The organism is Synechococcus sp. 8F6, from assembly GCF_002252665.1.
In the GTDB taxonomy this organism is placed as follows: domain Bacteria; phylum Cyanobacteriota; class Cyanobacteriia; order PCC-6307; family Cyanobiaceae; genus Cyanobium_A.
On sequence record NZ_NQKZ01000009.1, the window covers coordinates 38,555 to 57,784 of the forward strand.

Genomic DNA, 19,230 nt, shown 5'->3' on the forward strand with positions numbered 1-19,230 from the left:
TGCTGCTGGCTGGCGCTCAGCAAAAGCCCCAGACTGGAAGCACGTCGCTCAACGCCGATGAGCACTGCAACAGCCCAACGACTCACGGCGATCCTTCACCGCGAGGAGGAGGTAGTCGTGGCCGAGTGCCCGGAGGTGGGAACCGTGAGCCAGGGCGACACCGTGGAAGAGGCCCTGGCCAACCTGCGGGAGGCCACCGAGCTGTTCATGGAGGAGCTTCCCCAGCCGGTGCTGGTGGGGCCTGTGCTCACCGACGAGGCAGCGACCCTGGGCTGGATGCCGATTCAGTTCTGGCTGCCCTAGAGCAGTCGCTCTGAGCAGGGGCCGCCACTCTCCGGTGACCGCTAGCTAGGCCTGACAGAATGGATCAAGCCCTCTGACCTGGAGCGGGAGCGATGACGCAAGCCTTGTCGGCCGCGGTTGCAACTGCTGCCCAGCTTCCTGAGGAGGAACAGGATGCTCTGGCGGCGATCCTCCTAGAGGAAATGGAATCGGAAGAGCGCTGGAGCACACTCTTTGCCGACTCGCAGAATCTGCTGGAGCGGATGGCCAATGAAGCCATTCAGGATCTCCAGGCGGGCCGGGTTCAGCCCATCGACCAGTTGTAGTGAACTCGGTTACAACCGACCAGTTCCGACAGCTCTACATCCAGGCGCCCCTTGAGAGGAGGCGGAAAATCAGGCGCGCCTACCAACTGTGGCGAGATAACCCGTCGCATCCATCCCTCAGATTCAAGAAGGTTCACGCAACCCTGCCGATCTACTCAGCCCGTGTCGATCTCGATTGGCGCGCCGTTGGAGTGCTGAAGGACGGCACGTTGATTTGGTTCTGGGTGGGGTCACACAAGGCCTATGAGTCGTTGTTGCGCTCACTCTGAGGAGTCCACGACATCTCCCTTCAACGCTGGTTCGCCGTCCTCGAGGAGCATGGACATCACCTCCTCAAGATTGCCCAGCAGGTCTATCCATTGTGGTGAGGCCTGCTGGAGCCGGCAAAAGCAGGCAGTGCCCTGGCCGTCCATGCATACGTTTTCATGCCGACCTGGGCTTTCAGCGGCGACCGGTCAAACTTGAAGAAGACAGCCGGCCAAACCTTGGTTGGAGGGGATTGCAGGATTGATGGCTACCCCTCGCTCTGACAGCTTCCACCGCCTCCGCACCTACATCGCTGAGCGGATGCGGATGAGCCACATCTACCAGCCGCTGATGCTCATGGAGCTGCTTGGAAGGGGCAGCCCAGCGCCGGCGGAGGACATCGCCCGGCGGATCCTGGGAGAGGACGTGACCCAGATCGACTACTACACCGAGCGCGTCAAGCGGATGGTGGGCAAGGTGCTCACCGGCAACGGCATCACTGCCTACGGCAACGGCACCTACAGCCTGATCGGCGCCGACGAGCTGAGCGACGCCGAGCGCGATGAGCTGCAGCAGCTGTGTCGCCAGCGCCTCGATGCCTTCCGCGAGCAGCGGGGCGAGGAGGTGTTTGCCCACCGCAGCCGCCAGCGAACACCGATCAGCGGCTCGATCAAATATCGGGTGCTGACGCGCGCGCGGGGCCGCTGCGAGTGCTGCGGCGCTCATGAGCACCAAAGGGCCCTGGAGGTGGACCACATCGTGCCCAAAAACCACGGTGGCTCCGACGACCTCAGCAACCTGCAGGCGCTCTGCTTCCGTTGCAATGCCGGCAAGCGCGACACCGACAACACCGACTTCCGCGGCTTGCAGGCCAGCTACGGCCACCGCGAAGCGGGATGTGTGTTCTGCGCGCTGGAGGGCAGCGGCCGAGTGCTGCTGGAGAACGAACTGGCGCTTTGCATCGCTGATGCTTACCCCGTGACGGAGGGTCACAGCCTGGTGATCCCGCGGCGGCATGTGGCCGACGGGCTGGCACTGCACCAGCCGGAGTGGAACGCCGTGACCCAGCTTCTGAAGCTCAGAAGAGAGCAGCTAGCGACGCAGGACCCGTCGATCAGTGGCTGGAACGTGGGGGTGAACTCAGGCGAAGCTGCCGGGCAGACGGTGCTGCATGCGCACTGGCATCTGATCCCAAGGCGAGATGGGGATTGTGAGCAGCCGCGCGGTGGGGTGCGTGGGGTGATTGCGGGACGGCAGAGCTACTGAGGCGGCGATTGTTCGCCTGGGCTACAACAGGTCAAACCCCAGACACCATTCATGGCCTACTGGTGGGTCAACCACAAGCAGACCTACCGGCAGGAAACCGACGGTGGCTACATCTGGTCGCCGAAGACCAATGCCAACGGCGCCCGCAATGTGAGCTACGACAACCTCACCCGCTGCCAGCGTGGGGATGTGGTGTTCAGCTACGCCAACGGCAAGATCAGCCAGATTGGCCTTGTGGAAACGGCGGCGATCACGGCACAGAAGCCGCCTGAATTTGGATCAGCAGGCGACAACTGGAGCCAGGAAGGCTGGCTGGTGCAGGTGAACTGGCAGCCGCTGCAACAGCCGCTGGTGCTGCAGACATTTTTTGAGCTACTGCAACCGCTGCTGCCCGAGCGCCACAGCCCAATCAGCACCAGCTCAGGACGGGGCAACCAGGGTGTGTACCTGGCGGGGCTGGGCGAAATCCTGGGGCTGCTTCTGCTCAAGCTGATCGAAGACCATGCCGATCCAGCGGTGCGTGTGCACCTGGTGGTGCTGGCAGAAGAGGGGGAGTACACCGCCGCCCTGCTCGACGACATGCAGCTCTTGCGGGAGGTGCCGAGCAGCACCGAGCGCGATGCCCTCACCAAGGCGCGGCTGGGGCAAGGGTTATTCCGGCATCGGGTATCGGAGCTGGAGCCTGCCTGCCGGGTCACGGGGCTCGACCGGCAGCAGTTCCTGGTGGCGAGCCATATCAAACCCTGGCGTGACTGCGACAACCATGAGCGCCTCAGCGGCACCAACGGCCTGCTGCTGTCACCTCATGTGGACAAGCTGTTTGACCGCCACTGGATCAGCTTTGATTCCGGTGGGCAGCTGATCTGGCAGCACGAGGCCGCTGGTGAGGCGCTTCGCTGCTGGGGTATCGGAGGGGCGAATCTGATCCGGCCATTCAGCCGCGAGCAGGAGGCTTTCCTTGGTGCCCATCGGGAAGCCCTGCGAAGCTGAGCGGGACATGATCTGACCCTTGGCACGGCGCGAGGACCGGCCGAGGGATGCGGTGGGTGTGCGCTGGTCCTGGTGGTGGCCCCCTCCCCACCCCCTGCTCCGACAGCTCCTCATCGAGCCAAGCAGGCAGGAGGCCAGGCCATCAGCTACTCGAAGCATCGATTCAATGCGCTCTGCGCATAGTTTTCCTTGTTCGCAGGAGGAATAAATCAAACTCAGCCCACAAGCCATAGGCTCCAGCCGTCAAACGCTCATGGAGACAGGCTTCTTGGCTGCACCTTTGCCCTGCGCGGTGCCAGGATTAGCCAGGCGCTGCCAGCTGGTTTCCTTGCCCCGTCCTGCCCCGCAGCCCCCCCGCTACTGCCTGAGCTTCACCTCTGCAGGCCTAAGGCCTGAGCTTGCTGCTGTGATCGCGGGCATCCACCAAGAAGAGCAGGGCGACTGGGCACGCACGAAGGCCGCAGTGCTGGAACGCAACGCCCTGCAGGCCCGCTCGGCCAGCAGCGGCAAACGCCTGGAATTGGAGCTGCGCCAACGGCTGCAGTGCCTGACCACTTCACAGCTGCAGCTGCTGGCACGAGGAACGAGCGATGAGCGGAATGCGATGGCCTGGCTGGCGGTGCTGAAGCGCATTGAGATCGCGGCCGACCTGACGCGCGAGGTATTGATGGGCAAGCTCAGCAGCCTGGATCCGGTACTGCGCCGTTCAGACATGGCAGCCTTTTACGAGGACTGCGAGCGGGATCACCCAGAACTGACGGCACTGGCACCCTCTTCTCAGCAGAAGGTGCGATCAGCGCTCTTGCAGATGCTCAGGGATGCCGGCCTCCTGAGCGGCAAGGCGGGTAAAGGGGGAACGCTTGGCACGGTCCAGCGGCCGCTTCTCTCGTCACAGGTGCAGGAGCTGGTGGCGAGCGACGATCCAGCGCTGTTGGCCGGATTCTTGCTGCACGCTCCGGCCAAGCCCGCCAAAAGCCGGAAGCCAGTGGCCTCGCCAGAGATGGCATCCAAGCCAGTGGCAAAACCTGCGGTGCGCTCCGCCGCAAAGCCGAAGGCGAAGGCTGCTTCAAAGCCAGCAGCCAAACCCAAGGCCGCACCAAAGCCTGCAGCCAAAAAGGCCGCCCCGGCCCGGAGGACGAAACCATGAGCAGCGTCAGCGGCCTCGACAAGCGCCTGCAGGAGATCCTCACCCGGCCCGAGTTCCTGGAAATGCGGGGCGTGGCCAAGGAGGTGCCGATCTTCATTCAGACCTACAGCTCAGCCGACGACGACCAGCTGCGCCTGGTGGTGCGCGGGGTGGAGCAGCACCTGCGCAAGCAGGGTCTGCGGGTGAAGCACGTGGATCTGTTTGAGCTGGTGCTGCAGCTGCTGGAGGCAAAGGGCTACCTGGATGTGCTGCTGCAAGAGGAGGCGACCTGGTCCAAGAGCGACCTATTCGACACCCTGCAGAACGTGGCTGAACCCACCAGCGCCCTGGTGCCCAAGTTGATGGAGGCCCTCGACGATGCCCAGATCAGCCTGATCACCGGCTCAGGTCGGATCTACCCGTTCCTGCGCACCCACACGATCCTCGAAGCGCTGCAGCCGGCGATGGTTCGGCACCCGGTGGTGATCTTCTTCCCTGGTGAGTACTCCCAGGACGCCGACGGGGGGTCCTACCTGCGCCTGTTTGGCACCAGCACCGCCAGCAAGATCGAAAACCCGCATTACCGCGCCACAAACCTCGACTACTTCGACATCAAGAGCTCATGACAGCCACCACCATCCAAGAGCTCTTCTTCAAGCCGGTCGACCGCCCGATCGACGGCGTGATCAAGGCCGACGACGAACGCCACCTTTATGTCGAACTCGACGAGTACGTCGTCACCCGCGAGGTGAGCAAAGGCCTGGGGGCGTTCACCGACGCCTACCTGCACAACCCCACCGCTAACGGCGTGTGGATCTCGGGGTTCTTCGGCTCAGGCAAGTCGCACCTGCTGAAGATGCTCTCGCTGATGCTCGACAGCGAGAAACGAGTAGGGGATCAGGCCAGCCGGCCGGTGGAGATCCTGCTGCCGAAGGTGGAGGACGAAATCCTGCGCGCCGACCTCAAGAAGGCGACGGCGATCCCGGCCCGCAGCCTGCTGTTCAACATCGATCAGAAGTTCGATGGCATCGGCGGCACCCACGAGGCACCGATCCTCGAGGTGTTCATGAAGGTGCTCAACGAGCTGCAGGGCTATTACGGCAACCAGGGCTATGTGGCCCAGTTCGAGCACGACCTCAACAAGCGTGGACAGTTCGAGGCGTTCAAGCAGACCTATCAGCGCGTCAACGGCCGCAGCTGGGAAAACGACCGGGATGCGCTGGCCACGGTGACCAAACGCAGCTTCGCGAAGGCCTATGCCGAGCAGTTCGGCGGCAGCGAAGACGACGCCATCAAGGTGATCAATGACGCCAAGGACAGCTACCGCCTCTCGATCGAAGGCTTTGCCAGCAGGGTGAAGGACTACCTCGATAGCCAGCCGTCGGGGTTCCGGCTCAATTTCTTTGTCGATGAGGCCGGCCAGTTCATCGGCCAGGAACGCAGCCGGCTGCTCAATCTGCAGACCGTGGTGGAGAGCCTGGCCACCGCCACCGATGGGCGGGCCACGGTGTTCATCACCTCCCAGGCCGACTTGGAGGGAATCTTGGGCCAGGTGAAATTTGAGCAGGCCGACGATCTGAGCAAGATCCAGGGACGCTTCAAAACCAAGCTCACCCTGGCTAGCGCTGATGTGCAGGAGGTGATCCAGCGACGCCTGCTGGCCAAGACCCCGGATGAACCGGAGCAGCTGATCGAGATCTACGAGCAGGACAAGGAGAACTTCACCACCCTGTTCCGCTTCGGTGATGGCTCGATTCAGCTCAAGGGCTGGAGCGACTGCCAGGCCTTCTGCGGCCTCTACCCCTTTCACCCCTATCAACTGAGCCTGTTCCAGCAGGCGATCCAGAGCCTGGCGACACACAGCATTTTCGAGGGCCGGAATATGGCGGTGGGGGAGCGCTCGATGCTCTCGGTGTTCCAGGAGGTCGCCAAGGCGATCAAGGAACTGCCCGTAGGGAGGCTGGCCAGCTTTGACCAGCTGTACGACGGCATCCGCGATGTGATCCGGGCCGACAAGCAGCAGACGATGGTGACCGCCCAGAACCAGGTGGGCGAGCTGGAGCTGCGCATCCTCAAGGCGCTGTTCCTTTTGAAGTGGGTGCCGCAGTTCAAGAGCACGGCGCGCAACATCGCGATCCTGCTGATCAGCGAGCCCAGCTTCGACATCCGCGCCCATGAGCAGGCGGTGAAGGATGCGCTGATCAACCTGGAGAGCCAGAGCTACCTGCAGCGCAACGGCGAGATCTACGAATTCCTCACCGACAAGGAGAAGGATGTCGAGCAGGAGATCAAGCGCACGGAGGTGTCCGACTCAGAAGTGATCAAGGCCCTGCATCGGATTGTGTTTGACGACGTGCTGCGTAGCAACAAGATCCGCTTTGAGGACAACGGCAATGACTACGCGTTTGCCCAGAAGATCGACGACGGATTGATCAAGGGCAAGGACACCGATGTTGCTGTGAACCTGGTGACGCCGGAGCACCCCAACTACGGCAACGAGGCGATCCTGCACAGCCGCAACATGGGCGGCACCGAACTGATGGCGGTGCTGCCGGGCAAGGAGCGACTGCTGGAGCAGATCCGCAGCCAGCTGAAAACCGACCTCTACGTCCGTCAGAACAGCGGCAGCGAAGACGAAGCCTTGAACGCCATCCTGGCGATTCGCGCCAAGCAGAGCGGAACACGCCGCCAGGAGATCACTCGCCTGGCCGAAGAGCAACTGCGCACGGCCGCGCTCGTGGTGAATGGCCAGACCCTCTCGGTTGGGGAAGGCGATCCGAGAACCCGGTTCAGCAAGGCCTACCAGGAGCTGATCCGTGCGGCGTTCCCCAAGCTGAAGATGGTGCACGGCTCGTTCAGTGAAGCCACCGTGGTTGCGGTGGTGAAAGATCAGGACGACCTGCTCGATGGCCTGGCGGTGCAGCTGTCAGAAGCCGAGCAGGAGGTGTTGGTGGAGGTGGAGCGCCAGCAGAAGCTGGGCGAGCGCCTGAGCGCAGACGAGTTGGTGCGCAGGTTTGAGGCGCGGCCTTACGGCTGGAGCAACTGGGCCACACTCACCTTCATCGCGCGGTTGTATCGGCTCGGGAAGCTGGAGCTGCGGGAGAAGGAACTGCTCAGCAGCGTGGAGGTGATCGATGCGCTCACCAACAGCCGCAAGCTGTGCGGCGTGAGCGTGCGCAAGCAGGAGGTGTACGACACCAGCACGATCAATGCGCTCAAGAGGTTCCACCAGGACCTGTTCAACGTGCAGAGCCCCGGTACCGATGCCCGCAGCACCTGCGAAGCCTTCCGGATGGCGATGCGCGAGGAAGCGCAGGACCTGCGTGACCTGGCTGCTCAGGCCGGCACCTATGGATTCCTTGCTGCGGTGAAGCCCTGGGCCGAGCAGGCCGAGGCGATGACCAAGAAGGATGACGGCTATCTGCTCAACCAGCTGGAGACCTTCAAGGACATCTGGCTCGACGCCGAAGAGGACCTGCTCACCCCCCTGAAGCAGTTCCTCAATGGCAACCAGAAGGCGGTCTACGACCAGGTGAAGGCATTTGAGACTCGCTACGGCGATGAGTTCGCCGATCTGCCGACCGATCTGGTGCAACCCCTACGGGCATTGCTCAGCAGCGAGAAGCCCTATGCCGGCGGCTTGATCCCCCAGGCCAACAACGCCATGGGCGAGCTGCAAAAGCAGCTGGAGCAACGGCTGCAGCAGACACAGGCCGACGCCCTGCAGCAGATCACCGAGCAGGAGGCCCGGCTGAAGGCCGACAGCGATTTCCAGAAGCTCGATGTGGATCAGCAAGCCCAGGTGCTCGCCCCTACAGCTCGGGCTAAGGCCGATGTGCAAGGCGCCAGCAAGCCGGGTACTGCGCTGTTGCGGCTGAACCGCTATCGCTCGGAAGAGGTGCCCAACCAGCTGCAACGCATGGCGGCTCTGGCAGCTCCCAAGGACGCTCAGACATCTCCAGCGATCAAGGTCGTAGCGGCCTCATCCCTGAAGGTGAACTGTCCGCTGAGCCAGATCACCACAAGCGCCGAGCTGCAGCAATGGCTTGATGCCTTGCGCGCGGCCGCCCAAGCCGAGCTGGATCAAGGCCACCGGATCAGCCTGTGATCGCAGATGCGGCCTTTTCTCCAACCCCCGCCACCCTCCACTTCTGATCCATGCCCATCAACACCACCGCCCTGAAGACCTTTGCCCCGGCAATGCGCCGGCAGCTGCTGGAGGCGGTAGGCCGCAAGCTCGATCTGCTGCTTCACAGCCAGACCCCCGACACCCTCAGCACCTACGCCAAGCAGATCGCTGAACTGCGCGAGCAGGAAGCGGAGAACCGAGGCCAGCTACTGGAGAAGGTGGCCTACACCTGGTTCAACCGGCTGTGCGCGCTGCGCTATCTGGATGCCCGGGGCTGGCACCCGTTTGGCTGCAAGGTGTTGATGCCAGCAGCCGAAGGTGAAACGCAGCCGGAGCTACTCAAGCTGATGCGAGCTGGGGACCTACCGGCTGGATTGCAAAACCATACCGACGAAAGCCGGCTGCATAGAGTGCTGGATGGCCAGATTCAAACGGCAATTTCTGGAGCTGACCCACAGGGTGAGGTTTATCGCGAACTGGTGCTGGCGACGTGCCGTTTCTATCACGAGCTGCTGCCGAATCTGTTTGAAGGATTGGATGACGCCACCGAATTACTCTTGCCAGATGACCTCCTGACAGAAGGCTCAATAACTGGACAGTTCCGATCAGAGATTAGTGATGAAGATTGCCAAGACGTGGAGATCATTGGCTGGCTCTATCAGTTCTATATCTCGGAGAAAAAAGATGAGGTCATGGCCCGTAAGCAAGCGGTGCTCACAGAAGATATTCCAGCTGTTACCCAGCTGTTCACACCGCACTGGATCGTGCGTTATCTGGTAGAGAACTCCCTAGGGCGGCTATGGCTTCTGAACCAACCGAGCTCAAAGATAAAAGAGCACATGCCCTATTACATCGAGGGTGATGCAGAAACCGATTTCCTGGTAATCAATAAGCCAGAAGAGATCAAACTGATAGATCCAGCCTGTGGCAGCGGACACATGCTCACCTACGCATTCGATCTTCTCGCTCTAATCTATGAGGAGAATGGCTACTCACCCAGTGAAATCCCCAGCCTGATCTTGCAACACAACCTGCACGGCTTGGAAACCTGCCCTCGCGCCGCACAACTCGCAGAACTAGCCCTCATCTTCAAAGCGCGCGAAAAGTCACGACGCCTCTTCCAGCCAGAATACCTTATCCAGCCTCGCATTATCGAGCTACTCGATGTGCGTTTTGCAGAGGCTGAGCTGCGCGAATACATTCGAGCTCTCGGGCTGGGCGATCTTTTTCATCAGGCCGTACTTCGGCTACTCAAGCAGTTCGAGGAAGCGAAGAGCTTTGGATCGCTCATCCAGCCGTGTCTTAAAGAACGGGAAATCGCGGACCTTCGCCAGACCATCGAGAACAAGGAACTCAGCGACCAGCTCTTCCTGCGCAAGACGCATCTCAAAGTACTGCGCATACTCGAACAAGCCGAGGCTCTAGCCTCTCGTTATCACACAGTTGTGGCCAATCCTCCATATTTAGGGCGCCGGCAATTCAATGAACAGGTGAAGTCCTATATAGTTGAGAAATATGAACCTTACAAGGCAGATCTTTTTTCTGCATTCACATATCGAGCCTCGTTCCTCTGTCTACCAAAGGGCTACCTAGGCTTTATGACGCCGAACGTATGGATGTATATCTCTTCGCATGAGTCGCTTAGAAGTCATTTAGTCAAGACTCAGAGCCTCAAGTCGCTTGTGGAGCTGCCCCTCACAGGTTTCTCGGGGGCTACGGTTCAAATATGTGCGTTCACGTTTAAGAATCAGCATGATTCCGCTTCTAGTGGCTTCTTTATCCGCTTACTGGATTTCAAAGGAGTTAGAGAAATGGAACCAAAAACTCTTGAGGCAATACAAAACCATGAATGCAGGTGGGCATTCAAGGCTAGGCCTCAACTCTTCACCCAGATCCCAGGAACCCCGATTGCATATTGGATCAGTGATTCGTTTCTCAGGCTTTATGGACGCAAGACACTTGATGACTTTGCCAATCCAAGACAAGGTTTGGCAACTGGAAATAACGATAAGTTTTTGAGGCTCTGGCATGAGGTGCCATCAGCTCATTTCTTTCCCACCTGCAACTCCTTGGATGAAGTGCGGGAATTTAGAGCCAAGTGGGTTCCTACGACAAAAGGAGGTGCATTTAGGCGGTGGTATGGAAACAACGACTACGTAATTGCTTTTGATTCTGCAAGCTATGCGATGCTATCCAAGTCTGGTAACAAGCTCCCATCGCGTGATTTTTACTTTAAAACTGGGGCGACTTGGTCAACCCTTTCATCAGGGAAAATTTCGTTTCGCCTCTCAGAATTCTCAGTATTTGAGACGAAAGGATCAATTTGCTTTTCCAGGGGGCATGTCTCAGTCGCATATCTACTTGGATTCTTAAATTCAAACGTAACCCAGAAATTATTAGAGGTAGCGTCACCAACGCTTGATTACCATGAGGGACCGCTAAGAACATTGCCATTCATACCAGATGTTCAAGCCATTACAGTAGAGAGCACGGTGGAATTACTTGTAGGAATTGCTCGTGCCGACTGGAACAACTTCGAGACATCCTGGAACTTCCGCGAGTGCCCATTGCTGCGCCCTGGCCTCAGGGGAAATACGCTGCAGGCAAGTTGGCGGAATTGGGAGGAGCAGAGCACCGCCGCCGTCCGGAGGATGCAGGAGCTGGAAACGGAAAACAATCGGCTCTTCATCGCCGCTTACGGACTCGAATGCGAGTTACAGCCCGAAGTGCCAGAGGAGCAAATCAGCCTCGCTCGTGCTGAGGAGCGCCGTGACATTGCTGCCTTCATCTCTTATGTCGTCGGTTGCTCCATGGGCCGCTTTTCCCTTGACAAGCCTGGCCTCATCCTCGCTAACGCCTGCGATTCTTTAGAAGAATTTTTTGAAAGAGTGGGCAAGCCACGAGCCGAAGTCACCTTTGCACCCGACCCTGACGGCATCATCCCGGTGCTCGATGGCGAATGGTTCGAAGACGACATCGTCGCACGCACCCGCGAGTTCCTGGAGGTCACCTTCCCAGAGAGCACTGTCACCGAAAACCTCCGATTCATCGAAGAGTCGCTCGGCAAAGATATCCGCAAATACTTCTGCAGCGAGTTCTACAAAGACCACCTTCAGACCTACAAGAAGCGGCCGATCTACTGGATGGTGCAGAGCCCCAAGAAGGGCTTCGCCTGCTTGATCTACCTGCATCGCTACACCAAGGACACCCTCAACCAGGTGCTCAACAACTACTTCCGGCCCTACCTGCAGAAGCTGGAAGCCCGCCTGGCCCAGCTCGGCCTCGACCAGCTCAACGACTCCCTGTCCACCCGCGAAAGCTCTGCCGCCCGGAAAGAAGCCGAGAAGATCACCAAGGTGCTCAAGGAATGTCAGGCCTGGGAGCAGGACGTCCTTCTACCCTTGGCCCAGCAACGGATCCAACTCGATCTCGATGACGGGGTGAAGTTGAACTACCTCAAGCTCAAGGACGTTCTGGCATCAATTCCTGGCCTCGCAGCGATGGGGGACTAAATAGGAATACCAGATCCCCTTATCGATGCGGCAATATTTGTGCAAGGGAGGCAAGTCTTTTTAAAGACGCACGCTCTCGATTCAGTCATTAATATTAGGTAGATTTGTTATTAGATCCATAAGAAGCTCTGTGTCGCATGATGCGAGATCCCTGGGAGTGAGCCTAACTGCCATATTCCAATTCTTCTTGTTAGGGAGTCCTCGAAATAGCCTAAGTCTGCCAATGAGGCTTTCCATGTCCAGCCATTCTCCAGGGGAAACTATATGAACAGGCCTGGTCTCAATGACAACCGGATACTGACCCGGCGTGCCAAACTCTGAAGCATCTGGTCTGATGCTCGCCGACCCTACTATCTCAAGTATTCCAGCAATTTTCTGAACCTTGCTTATGTACGCAAATATAACGTTGCCTTGTCGCATTCTTCGAGTAGTTTTTTCCCTGGTTAACGGGAATGCCGCCTGTCTAAACCGTATCTCACCGGCCTTGACCCACGTCTCGGGTGTATACATGCACAGCCAGCCCGAGCAGTCAACAGTGTTGGCCAAAGTAAATGCAAATAAAACCACAATAGCATATGAGCATGCGCGATTGCAATAACCTTCCTTGCTATCCTAATTCTTAATCTTACATGCCAAACTATCCTACCAAAAAGCCATTGCAAGCTCTGCTTTGCTGCGGAATGAAAGGACCTCAATCGCTAGTCCGCATCCACGAGTGTCTCGACGCCGCTTTGGCCCGTAAGCGCGTGGTGCTCTGGTACGACCCCAACGGCGAGTGGGCCTCGGAGTTCGACGACTACCAACCTGCGGCCGGCGAGAAGCTGCGGGTGGAGAACAACGAGTTCTCCGTGAAGGTGGCGATCAGCCGCGCCCCCCTGGATCAGCGCTTCCTGCTCTACCTAACCACCGCTAAGCCACCAGAACCGGACAACTGGCTTCTGGACCTTCTCTTGGCGGGCCATGAGTTCACCGCCGATCGGGCCTCACTCGACATCCAGGAGGCCGGCCTGACACTGGAGCTCAAGGAGCTGGCCCAGCAACACAAGGCCTTCTTCCGCTCGCCGGTGCGCACCACCAAGCTCAAGGAGTTGCTGCGGCCCAACGACAACGAAGCGGCAGTGCGGCTCAAGATGCTCGCCGTGCTGGCCAAGCAGCCGCCCGATATCGACAAGCTGCTGCTGCATGCCTTCGGCCAGCTGGATCCGGCCAACCCCGATGGCGACGACCCGGTGGAGGCCCTTTATGGCAGCCACCAACTCAGCGGCCACTTCTGGAAAGCAGTAGGCGAGAAGTTCGGCTACGCCAGCCCGGAGCCCAACCTGCGCGACTTCGCTGTTGGCCTGTTCAACAGCGTCAGCAGCATTGGACCCTCTGGCGAGCTGCTACCCCACGCCCGGGTGTTCCTAAGCATCTGGAAAGACAGCCTCAGCTCCCGGCCTGCCTTTGAGCAGTGGAGTGATCATCTCGCTGGTGTGCTGCGCGTAGAGGAGCAGCTCAACGACGCACCAGAGAGCTACGAGCCAGATGACGACGACAGCTATGAGTTGATCGAGCGCTTTGTGCTCAGCCGCCTGCTGCAGCGGTTTCAGGGCGACGCCTCCGATACAGAGCTGCTGGAGGCGATCCGCAACCGCAGCAGCTCCTGCTGGTTTGGCAAGCACCAGCACGGCTACCGCGCCTTGGAGCAGGCGATCACCTTCCGGGGCCTGCTTGCTAAAGCTGACCTGCAAGTGCCCAGCTTTGAGGAGGGTCTGCAGCGCTACTGCAACGGCTGGTGGCGCCTGGATCGGGCCTACCGGCGCTGCATCTTCCACGCCCGCACCTACCAGCAGCCCGGGCTGCTCAAGCCGCTGCGCGACTGGCTCGAGGCCCAGTACGTCAACAACGTGCTGCTGCCGCTCACCAACCGCTGGAGCGATCAGGTGGCTGGCCTCAGTAACTGGGGATCGAGCACCCTGCCCCGGCAGCAGGAATTCCACATGCGCTACGTGCATGCGCCGCTTTCCTCCAAGGGGCTCAAGCGCCTGTTTGTGGTGATCTCCGATGCCCTGCGCTACGAGGCCGCCCGCGACTTCGCTGATCGCCTCAACAGCCAGGCCGGCAAGGGTTGGCAGGCAGAGGTGGATGCCCTGCTGGGAGTGCTGCCTAGCTACACGCAGCTGGGGATGGCGGCGCTGCTGCCCGGTGCGCAGCTGGGCCTCAACCCCAGCGATTCCAATGCCCTGGTGGATGGCCAAAGCGCCGCCGGCATTGAGAACCGCGACAAGTTGCTCAAGGCCTACGCCAGTGGCCGCGCCAAGGCGATCAAAGCGGAGGATTTCTTGAGCCTCGCCACCAGCAAGGAGGGCGCGGAGCTTACCCGCGACTACGACTTGATCGTGATCTATCACAACTGCATCGACCGGATCGGCGACAAGCGCGAAAGCGAGGCCGACACCTGCCAGGCAGTGGAGCAGACCTTTGATGAGCTGGAGCTGATCCTGCGCAAGATCGCCAGTCTCAAGGGCAGCCAGGCGGTGATCACTGCCGACCACGGCTTCCTGTTTCAACAGGAACCTGTCGATGCCAACGACCGCGCCGAGTTCCCTCCTGCCACCGAGCTCAGCTTCAAGAACCGCCGCTTTGCCCTGGGCAGTGGTATCAAGGCCAGTGCTGGCCAGAAGGTGTTTACCGCTGGCGAGCTGGGCTTGAGTGGCAGCTGGAAGGCAGTCTTCCCCCTGGGGCTTGATCGCTTCCCCCGTTCAGGCTCAGGTTCACGCTTCGTGCACGGCGGCACCTCCCTTCAGGAGGTGGTGGTGCCGGTGATCAAGCTCAAGCGCGAACGCAAGGACGAGAGCCGCGTGGTGGAGGCCGAGCTGCTGCGGGTGCCCGCCAAGATCACTACCGGCAAGCTTTCCTTTGGCCTATTCCAGCTGGAGGCGGTGGAACCCAAAAAGCGCCTGCCCTTGCAGCTGCGCATCGGCCTTTACGCCAAGGCCGATGGCGCCCTGCTCTGCGCCCACCGCAGCGTGCTGCTGGATTCCGCAGCCACGGAAGCCCGTGAGCGGGAGCAGCAGGTGGTGCTTGAGCTCTCCAACGCTGCTGGCGATTACAACAACAAGACCCTGGAGCTACGCCTGGAGCAGCAGCTCGATGGTGTGGCTACGCCAGTTCCCTACAAGAGCGTGGACCTGAAGCTGCAGCGGCCCTTTGGCAGCGACTTCGACGACTTCTGATGGCCTTAGTCCATGGCTAAACTAATCAGGTCAATGGCAGAGGCCGCCATGCGGGAATCGTCGTGCGGAGGTGATCCCACGCGAATGGTGAACGTCCACCAGGCCAAAACCCACCTATCGCGTCTGATCGATGAGGCCCATGCGGGCGAAACCATCGTGCTGGCAAAGGCCGGCAAGCCCTGGGCGCGGCTGATGCCCCTGGCGCCGCCCGTTCCCCAGCGCATCCCAGGCCGGTTGCGTAGCCGGGGCCCCCTCAGCCAGCCCGACCTGCTGCTCGAACCCATGGACCCCAGTGAACTGGAGAGCTGGGAGTGCGGCGCCCTGCTGCCTGAGGCGCCGCAGCGATGAGCAGTGGGGAGGCCTACCTACTGGACAGCCACGCTTTGCTGTGGTGGTGGTTTGATCCCGATCGCCTTTCCGGCGCTGTGCGCGAGCTGCTCAGCGACCCAGCCACTCCCGTCCTGGTGAGTGCGGCTTCTGTGTGGGAGCTCAGCCTCAAGCACCACCAGGGCAAGCTGCCCGAGCTCAACGGTGTGATCGCCGATCTACCTGGCTTGCTACAAGCCGATGGCTTTGAAGCACTGCCGATTTCCCTGGCCCATGGGCTGCGGGCAGGCGGTTACAGCCAGCCCCACCGCGATCCCTTTGATCGCATGCTGGCCGCCCAGGCCGAACTAGATCGACTGGTGCTGCTCAGCGCCGATCCCCAGCTTTCCACCTTCCCCTGCCAAACCCTCTGGTGAGATCCGATGGCGCCTGAAGCACCCAGCCCCCTGGACCAGAAGATCCTTGAGCACTTCCCTGGCCTGGTGGTGCGCAAGGACCTCACCACCGAGCTCAAGCAGAACGCCGTAGTACCTACCTACGTGCTCGAGTACCTACTCGGGCAGCACTGCGCGACCGACGATCCGACCCAGATCAGCGAAGGGCTGGAGTCGGTGCGGCGGATCCTCGCTAAGCACTACGTGCACCGCAACCAGGCGGAACTGGTGAAATCCACGATCAAAGAGCGCGGTACCCACAAGGTGATCGACAAGCTCACCGTGGAGCTCAACGAGAAGGGCGGCTTCTACGAGGTGGAGTTCACAAACCTCGGGCTCAAGAAAGTCCCAATCGACGTTGACTTCATCAAGCGCTACCCCAAGTTGCTGGTGGGGGGGATCTGGGCGATCACCGATGTGGAGTACGAACTCCCCACCGATCCCAAGGCCAGCCCCTGGCAAATCTCCAGCGTCAAACCGATCCAGGTGGCCGGTGTTGACCACGACGAGTTCCTCAAAGCCAGGGCGCAGTTCACCACCGATGAGTGGATGGACGTGCTCATGCAGAGCGTGGGCTTCAACCCTGAGCCCTTCACCCGCCGGGGCAAGCTGCTCACCCTGATCCGGCTGATTCCCTTCTGCGAGCGCAACTACAACCTGCTGGAGCTTGGCCCCAAGGGAACCGGCAAGTCGCACGTCTATGCCGAGTTCTCGCCCCACGGCATGTTGATCTCAGGCTCGGAGGTCACGGCTCCCAAGCTGTTTGTGAGCAACGCCAACGGCAAGATCGGCCTGGTGGGCTACTGGGATTGCATCTGCTTCGACGAGTTTGCCGGCAAGGACAAGAAAGTCGACAAGACGCTGGTCGACATCATGAAGAACTACATGGCCAACCGCACCTTCTCGCGGGGTATCGAGCAGCTCACAGCGGAAGCCTCGATGGTGTTCATGGGCAACACCCAGAAGTCGGTTGCCTACATGCTCAAGCACTCCCACTTCTACGAGCCCCTGCCCGATAAGTACATCGATTCGGCTTTCCTCGATCGCATCCACGCCTTCAATCCCGGCTGGGAAGTGCAGCCGGTGCGCCATGAGCTGTTCTGCACCGGATATGGCTTTGTGGTGGATTACATCGCGGAGGTGCTCAAGCATCTGCGCACTGAGGACTACACCGGCCTCTATAAAGCCCATTTCGAGATCAGCTCGGAAGTATCAACCCGAGACCAGACGGGCTTTGAGAAGACCTTCTCCGGCCTGATGAAGATCATTCACCCCAACGGCAAGGCCGCGCCTGAGGAGATCGCCGAGCTGCTGGAGTTCGCCATGGAATGCCGCCGTCGGGTGCGGGAGCAGATTCTGCGCATCGACGACACCTTCAAGGCCAACGACTTCGCCTATCGGCCTCTAGCCGGTGGGGATGCAGTCACGGTGCTGACGCCGGAAGAGCAGCAGTATCCGGCCTTTGCTGGGCTCAGGCCCCTTCACCCGGAAGCTGCTCCGGCAGCAGTCGATGGCGCTGCTGCCGGGCCCGCTGCCTCACCAGCACAAGCCACAGCGGCCGGCGCTGAGGCCAAACCAGCTGCATCCTCCGAACCAGCGGGACCTGCCACCGCAGAAAACAGGGATGCATCGCCTACCACCAGAGTTCTGCTGAAGGAACAGCATCTGGTGGTGCCGGAAAATGCCAAGGGCTGGAGCTACCGCCGCCTGTTTGCCGATTACCTGCAGGGCTGCAGCGGCATCATCATCCGCGACCCCTACATCCGCGCCTTCCACCAGGTCCGCAACCTGGTGGAGTTCCTGCGCATGGTCAACGAGATCACCCCCGTGGGCGATGAGGTCACCGTTCACCTGATCACAGGCTCTGATCAAGAGACAATGGAAAAGCAGGTAGAAAACCTAGGCCAGGTGCAGGATTCCTTTGCTGGTACCTGCACACCCTTTAGCTGGGAGATCGATGCAAGCCCCAACTTCCATGCCCGCAGTATCACCGCAGACAATGGCTGGAAAATAAGCCTCGACCGTGGACTTGACATCTTCCAGTGGTTCGAGTTTTCAGCCTTTAAGGCAGAAGCTGCCGTCCAGGAAGCACGGATGGTGAAGGGATGCGAGCTGAGTTTTATTCGGCAGTCGGGGACTGAGTAGCAAGATGAAGCGCTTTTTAAATAGGATTGCACGTTCTATCATTACTGCCGCAGATGCAATTGCAAGACTAACCGACGATCAGTCTTCTGATGCGCCTTCGCCAAGAGTTGGCAGCGTTGACGGGATTAGAGATGAACAGAGCTGTAAAGATAAGGAATCTCTTCCCACGGAAGCCGCAACTCAATCACAGCAAAACTTTGTCCGTTCGGAGCCACCTATATCCACATCTTTTCCAGATCCCCTCCGTGACGAGGGCTTTGCAGATCAGTCAAAACCGATTACTCTGCCTGATGACACTGCCGCTGAGCCTGAAGTATCACCTGAGGAGAATTTGATCTCCTTTGCAGATACAACTGATTTATATGAGTCGGATATTGACCTAGATACAAAGTGCACTACAGTCCTTTGCCTTAATGAAATCGATACTAAGGAGAGCCCTAATCAATCCACTGACGGATTGATTGTTGCCAACTCCTTACCAAATCCTGACCTACAGCTTCCAGCTCACGCCCCGGCCGCTTCACTCGTTGGAGAGAACCCCCAGGTTGCATCTGCGGGTGAAACAAGAGCAGGGAGTCAGTATTCGGGCTTTGACATATCTTTATCCGATCTGGAGGAGAAATTTGAGTCCACCTGGCAAGAGGATTCGCAACCTCCTTATGTCTCAACTGTTCAACCGGAATCTGAGCCTCCAGCTCCGGCGCTTTACGAGGAGGCTGTTGAGGGGATTGAGCGTGGTCAGGCATCGCATGAATTTGATTTAACACTCACTGACCTAGAAGTACGTCAGCAATCCACCTGGTACGACTCTCCAACCGATGCACCCGCAGAAAAGTCGACCACTTCGCCCACCAATGTCGAATCTGGTGTCAACGAAGATCACAAATCTAGACTTGATTCCCAGGTAACTTCGTTTTCTCAGCAGGCATCAACTCAAAGTCCGGGGATCCAGGGTGCGGCGAATCTTCACGAGGCCATTGATAATTACTGGGTATCTCGCAGGATTAAGCTCCGCCCTGACGGCTCAGAAGAACTTCAACTGAGGCAGTCAGGAGCTCTCGCCTGGGATCTTCGTTGGGACCCAGAAGATTACATTTGGGCGCTCGATGGTGTGGGCTACTTTGACAATATCTGGAATTTCGAAGGCTTCTTTGAGTCAATGGTCGGCGAAGCTGAAGATCGTTGCTATGAAGCTCTTCATTGGTCTGAATATCAGGATGAATAAGTCACGG

14 protein-coding genes are annotated in these 19,230 nt (G+C 59.4%); 13 read left to right on the forward strand and 1 reads right to left on the reverse strand.

Annotated elements, in window-relative coordinates; all coding sequences use genetic code 11:
* Nucleotides 1–57: 57 nt before the first annotated feature.
* The 8 genes from CJZ78_RS14425 to pglX all read left to right on the forward strand — a co-directional run bounded on the left by CJZ78_RS14425 (nucleotide 58) and on the right by pglX (nucleotide 11,877).
* Nucleotides 58–303 (forward strand): type II toxin-antitoxin system HicB family antitoxin, encoded by a 246-nt coding sequence (locus tag CJZ78_RS14425; protein ID WP_094560548.1) that lies wholly within the window; start codon nucleotides 58–60, stop codon nucleotides 301–303.
* Nucleotides 304–395: 92 nt separating this feature from the next.
* A complete protein-coding gene (locus CJZ78_RS08290; protein ID WP_094560550.1) occupies nucleotides 396–608 on the forward strand; it encodes a hypothetical protein in 213 nt (70 codons plus the stop codon).
* A gap of 510 nt (nucleotides 609–1,118) precedes the next feature.
* Nucleotides 1,119–2,120 carry an HIT domain-containing protein gene (locus CJZ78_RS08300; RefSeq protein ID WP_233128607.1) on the forward strand — a complete coding sequence of 334 codons (1,002 nt, stop codon included), beginning with the start codon at nucleotides 1,119–1,121 and terminating at the stop codon, nucleotides 2,118–2,120.
* Between the two features lie 51 nt (nucleotides 2,121–2,171).
* Nucleotides 2,172–3,110: an HNH endonuclease gene (locus tag CJZ78_RS08305; RefSeq protein ID WP_094560554.1), complete on the forward strand. Its 939-nt coding sequence runs from the start codon at nucleotides 2,172–2,174 to the stop codon at nucleotides 3,108–3,110.
* Between the two features lie 253 nt (nucleotides 3,111–3,363).
* Nucleotides 3,364–4,257, forward strand: coding sequence for a BrxA family protein (locus CJZ78_RS08310; RefSeq protein ID WP_094560556.1), 894 nt, complete (start codon nucleotides 3,364–3,366; stop codon nucleotides 4,255–4,257).
* Nucleotides 4,254–4,862 carry a DUF1788 domain-containing protein gene (locus CJZ78_RS08315; protein WP_094560558.1) on the forward strand — a complete coding sequence of 203 codons (609 nt, stop codon included), beginning with the start codon at nucleotides 4,254–4,256 and terminating at the stop codon, nucleotides 4,860–4,862. Before CJZ78_RS08310 ends, CJZ78_RS08315 begins: the two co-directional genes overlap by 4 nt.
* Entirely contained in the window at nucleotides 4,859–8,344 is a 3,486-nt protein-coding gene (gene brxC, locus CJZ78_RS08320) for a BREX system P-loop protein BrxC (protein WP_094560560.1), read from the forward strand. Before CJZ78_RS08315 ends, brxC begins: the two co-directional genes overlap by 4 nt.
* 50 nt (nucleotides 8,345–8,394) lie before the next feature.
* The gene (gene pglX, locus CJZ78_RS08325) at nucleotides 8,395–11,877 is read left to right on the forward strand and encodes a BREX-1 system adenine-specific DNA-methyltransferase PglX (protein ID WP_094560562.1); all 3,483 of its coding nucleotides are present in this window, start codon (nucleotides 8,395–8,397) and stop codon (nucleotides 11,875–11,877) included.
* Between the two features lie 81 nt (nucleotides 11,878–11,958).
* On the opposite strand, the gene CJZ78_RS13725 is transcribed toward pglX, so the two are convergent.
* Nucleotides 11,959–12,387, reverse strand: coding sequence for a hypothetical protein (locus CJZ78_RS13725; RefSeq protein WP_143592872.1), 429 nt, complete (start codon nucleotides 12,385–12,387; stop codon nucleotides 11,959–11,961).
* Nucleotides 12,388–12,557: 170 nt separating this feature from the next.
* Between CJZ78_RS13725 and pglZ the strand changes: the two genes are divergently transcribed.
* The 5 genes from pglZ (at nucleotide 12,558) to CJZ78_RS13730 (ending at nucleotide 19,223) form a co-directional block, all read left to right on the forward strand.
* Nucleotides 12,558–15,092, forward strand: a complete 2,535-nt coding sequence (gene pglZ / locus CJZ78_RS08330; RefSeq protein ID WP_255373960.1) for a BREX-1 system phosphatase PglZ type A — start codon at nucleotides 12,558–12,560, stop codon at nucleotides 15,090–15,092.
* 84 nt (nucleotides 15,093–15,176) lie between these two features.
* Nucleotides 15,177–15,440, forward strand: coding sequence for a type II toxin-antitoxin system Phd/YefM family antitoxin (locus tag CJZ78_RS08335; protein ID WP_094560566.1), 264 nt, complete (start codon nucleotides 15,177–15,179; stop codon nucleotides 15,438–15,440).
* The gene (locus tag CJZ78_RS08340; RefSeq protein ID WP_094560568.1) at nucleotides 15,437–15,835 is read left to right on the forward strand and encodes a type II toxin-antitoxin system VapC family toxin; all 399 of its coding nucleotides are present in this window, start codon (nucleotides 15,437–15,439) and stop codon (nucleotides 15,833–15,835) included. The genes CJZ78_RS08335 and CJZ78_RS08340 overlap by 4 nt, the downstream gene beginning before the upstream one ends.
* A gap of 6 nt (nucleotides 15,836–15,841) precedes the next feature.
* Entirely contained in the window at nucleotides 15,842–17,998 is a 2,157-nt protein-coding gene (gene brxL, locus CJZ78_RS08345; RefSeq protein ID WP_094560570.1) for a BREX system Lon protease-like protein BrxL, read from the forward strand.
* Between the two features lie 4 nt (nucleotides 17,999–18,002).
* Nucleotides 18,003–19,223: a hypothetical protein gene (locus CJZ78_RS13730; protein ID WP_143592873.1), complete on the forward strand. Its 1,221-nt coding sequence runs from the start codon at nucleotides 18,003–18,005 to the stop codon at nucleotides 19,221–19,223.
* Nucleotides 19,224–19,230: the final 7 nt, after the last annotated feature.

Bases quoted from the DNA above. Each gene is read 5' to 3' on its own strand.
- CJZ78_RS08340 (WP_094560568.1), top strand. From the start codon at position 15,437: ATGAGCAGTGGGGAGGCCTACCTACTGGACAGCCACGCTTTGCTGTGG.
- CJZ78_RS08290 (WP_094560550.1), top strand. From the start codon at position 396: ATGACGCAAGCCTTGTCGGCCGCGGTTGCAACTGCTGCCCAGCTTCCT.
- pglX (WP_094560562.1), top strand. From the start codon at position 8,395: ATGCCCATCAACACCACCGCCCTGAAGACCTTTGCCCCGGCAATGCGC.
- CJZ78_RS08300 (WP_233128607.1), top strand. From the start codon at position 1,119: ATGGCTACCCCTCGCTCTGACAGCTTCCACCGCCTCCGCACCTACATC.
- brxL (WP_094560570.1), top strand. From the start codon at position 15,842: ATGGCGCCTGAAGCACCCAGCCCCCTGGACCAGAAGATCCTTGAGCAC.
- pglZ (WP_255373960.1), top strand. From the start codon at position 12,558: ATGAAAGGACCTCAATCGCTAGTCCGCATCCACGAGTGTCTCGACGCC.
- CJZ78_RS13725 (WP_143592872.1), bottom strand. From the start codon at position 12,387: ATGTATACACCCGAGACGTGGGTCAAGGCCGGTGAGATACGGTTTAGA.
- CJZ78_RS08305 (WP_094560554.1), top strand. From the start codon at position 2,172: ATGGCCTACTGGTGGGTCAACCACAAGCAGACCTACCGGCAGGAAACC.
- CJZ78_RS14425 (WP_094560548.1), top strand. From the start codon at position 58: ATGAGCACTGCAACAGCCCAACGACTCACGGCGATCCTTCACCGCGAG.
- CJZ78_RS08310 (WP_094560556.1), top strand. From the start codon at position 3,364: ATGGAGACAGGCTTCTTGGCTGCACCTTTGCCCTGCGCGGTGCCAGGA.
- CJZ78_RS13730 (WP_143592873.1), top strand. From the start codon at position 18,003: ATGAAGCGCTTTTTAAATAGGATTGCACGTTCTATCATTACTGCCGCA.
- CJZ78_RS08315 (WP_094560558.1), top strand. From the start codon at position 4,254: ATGAGCAGCGTCAGCGGCCTCGACAAGCGCCTGCAGGAGATCCTCACC.
- brxC (WP_094560560.1), top strand. From the start codon at position 4,859: ATGACAGCCACCACCATCCAAGAGCTCTTCTTCAAGCCGGTCGACCGC.
- CJZ78_RS08335 (WP_094560566.1), top strand. From the start codon at position 15,177: ATGGTGAACGTCCACCAGGCCAAAACCCACCTATCGCGTCTGATCGAT.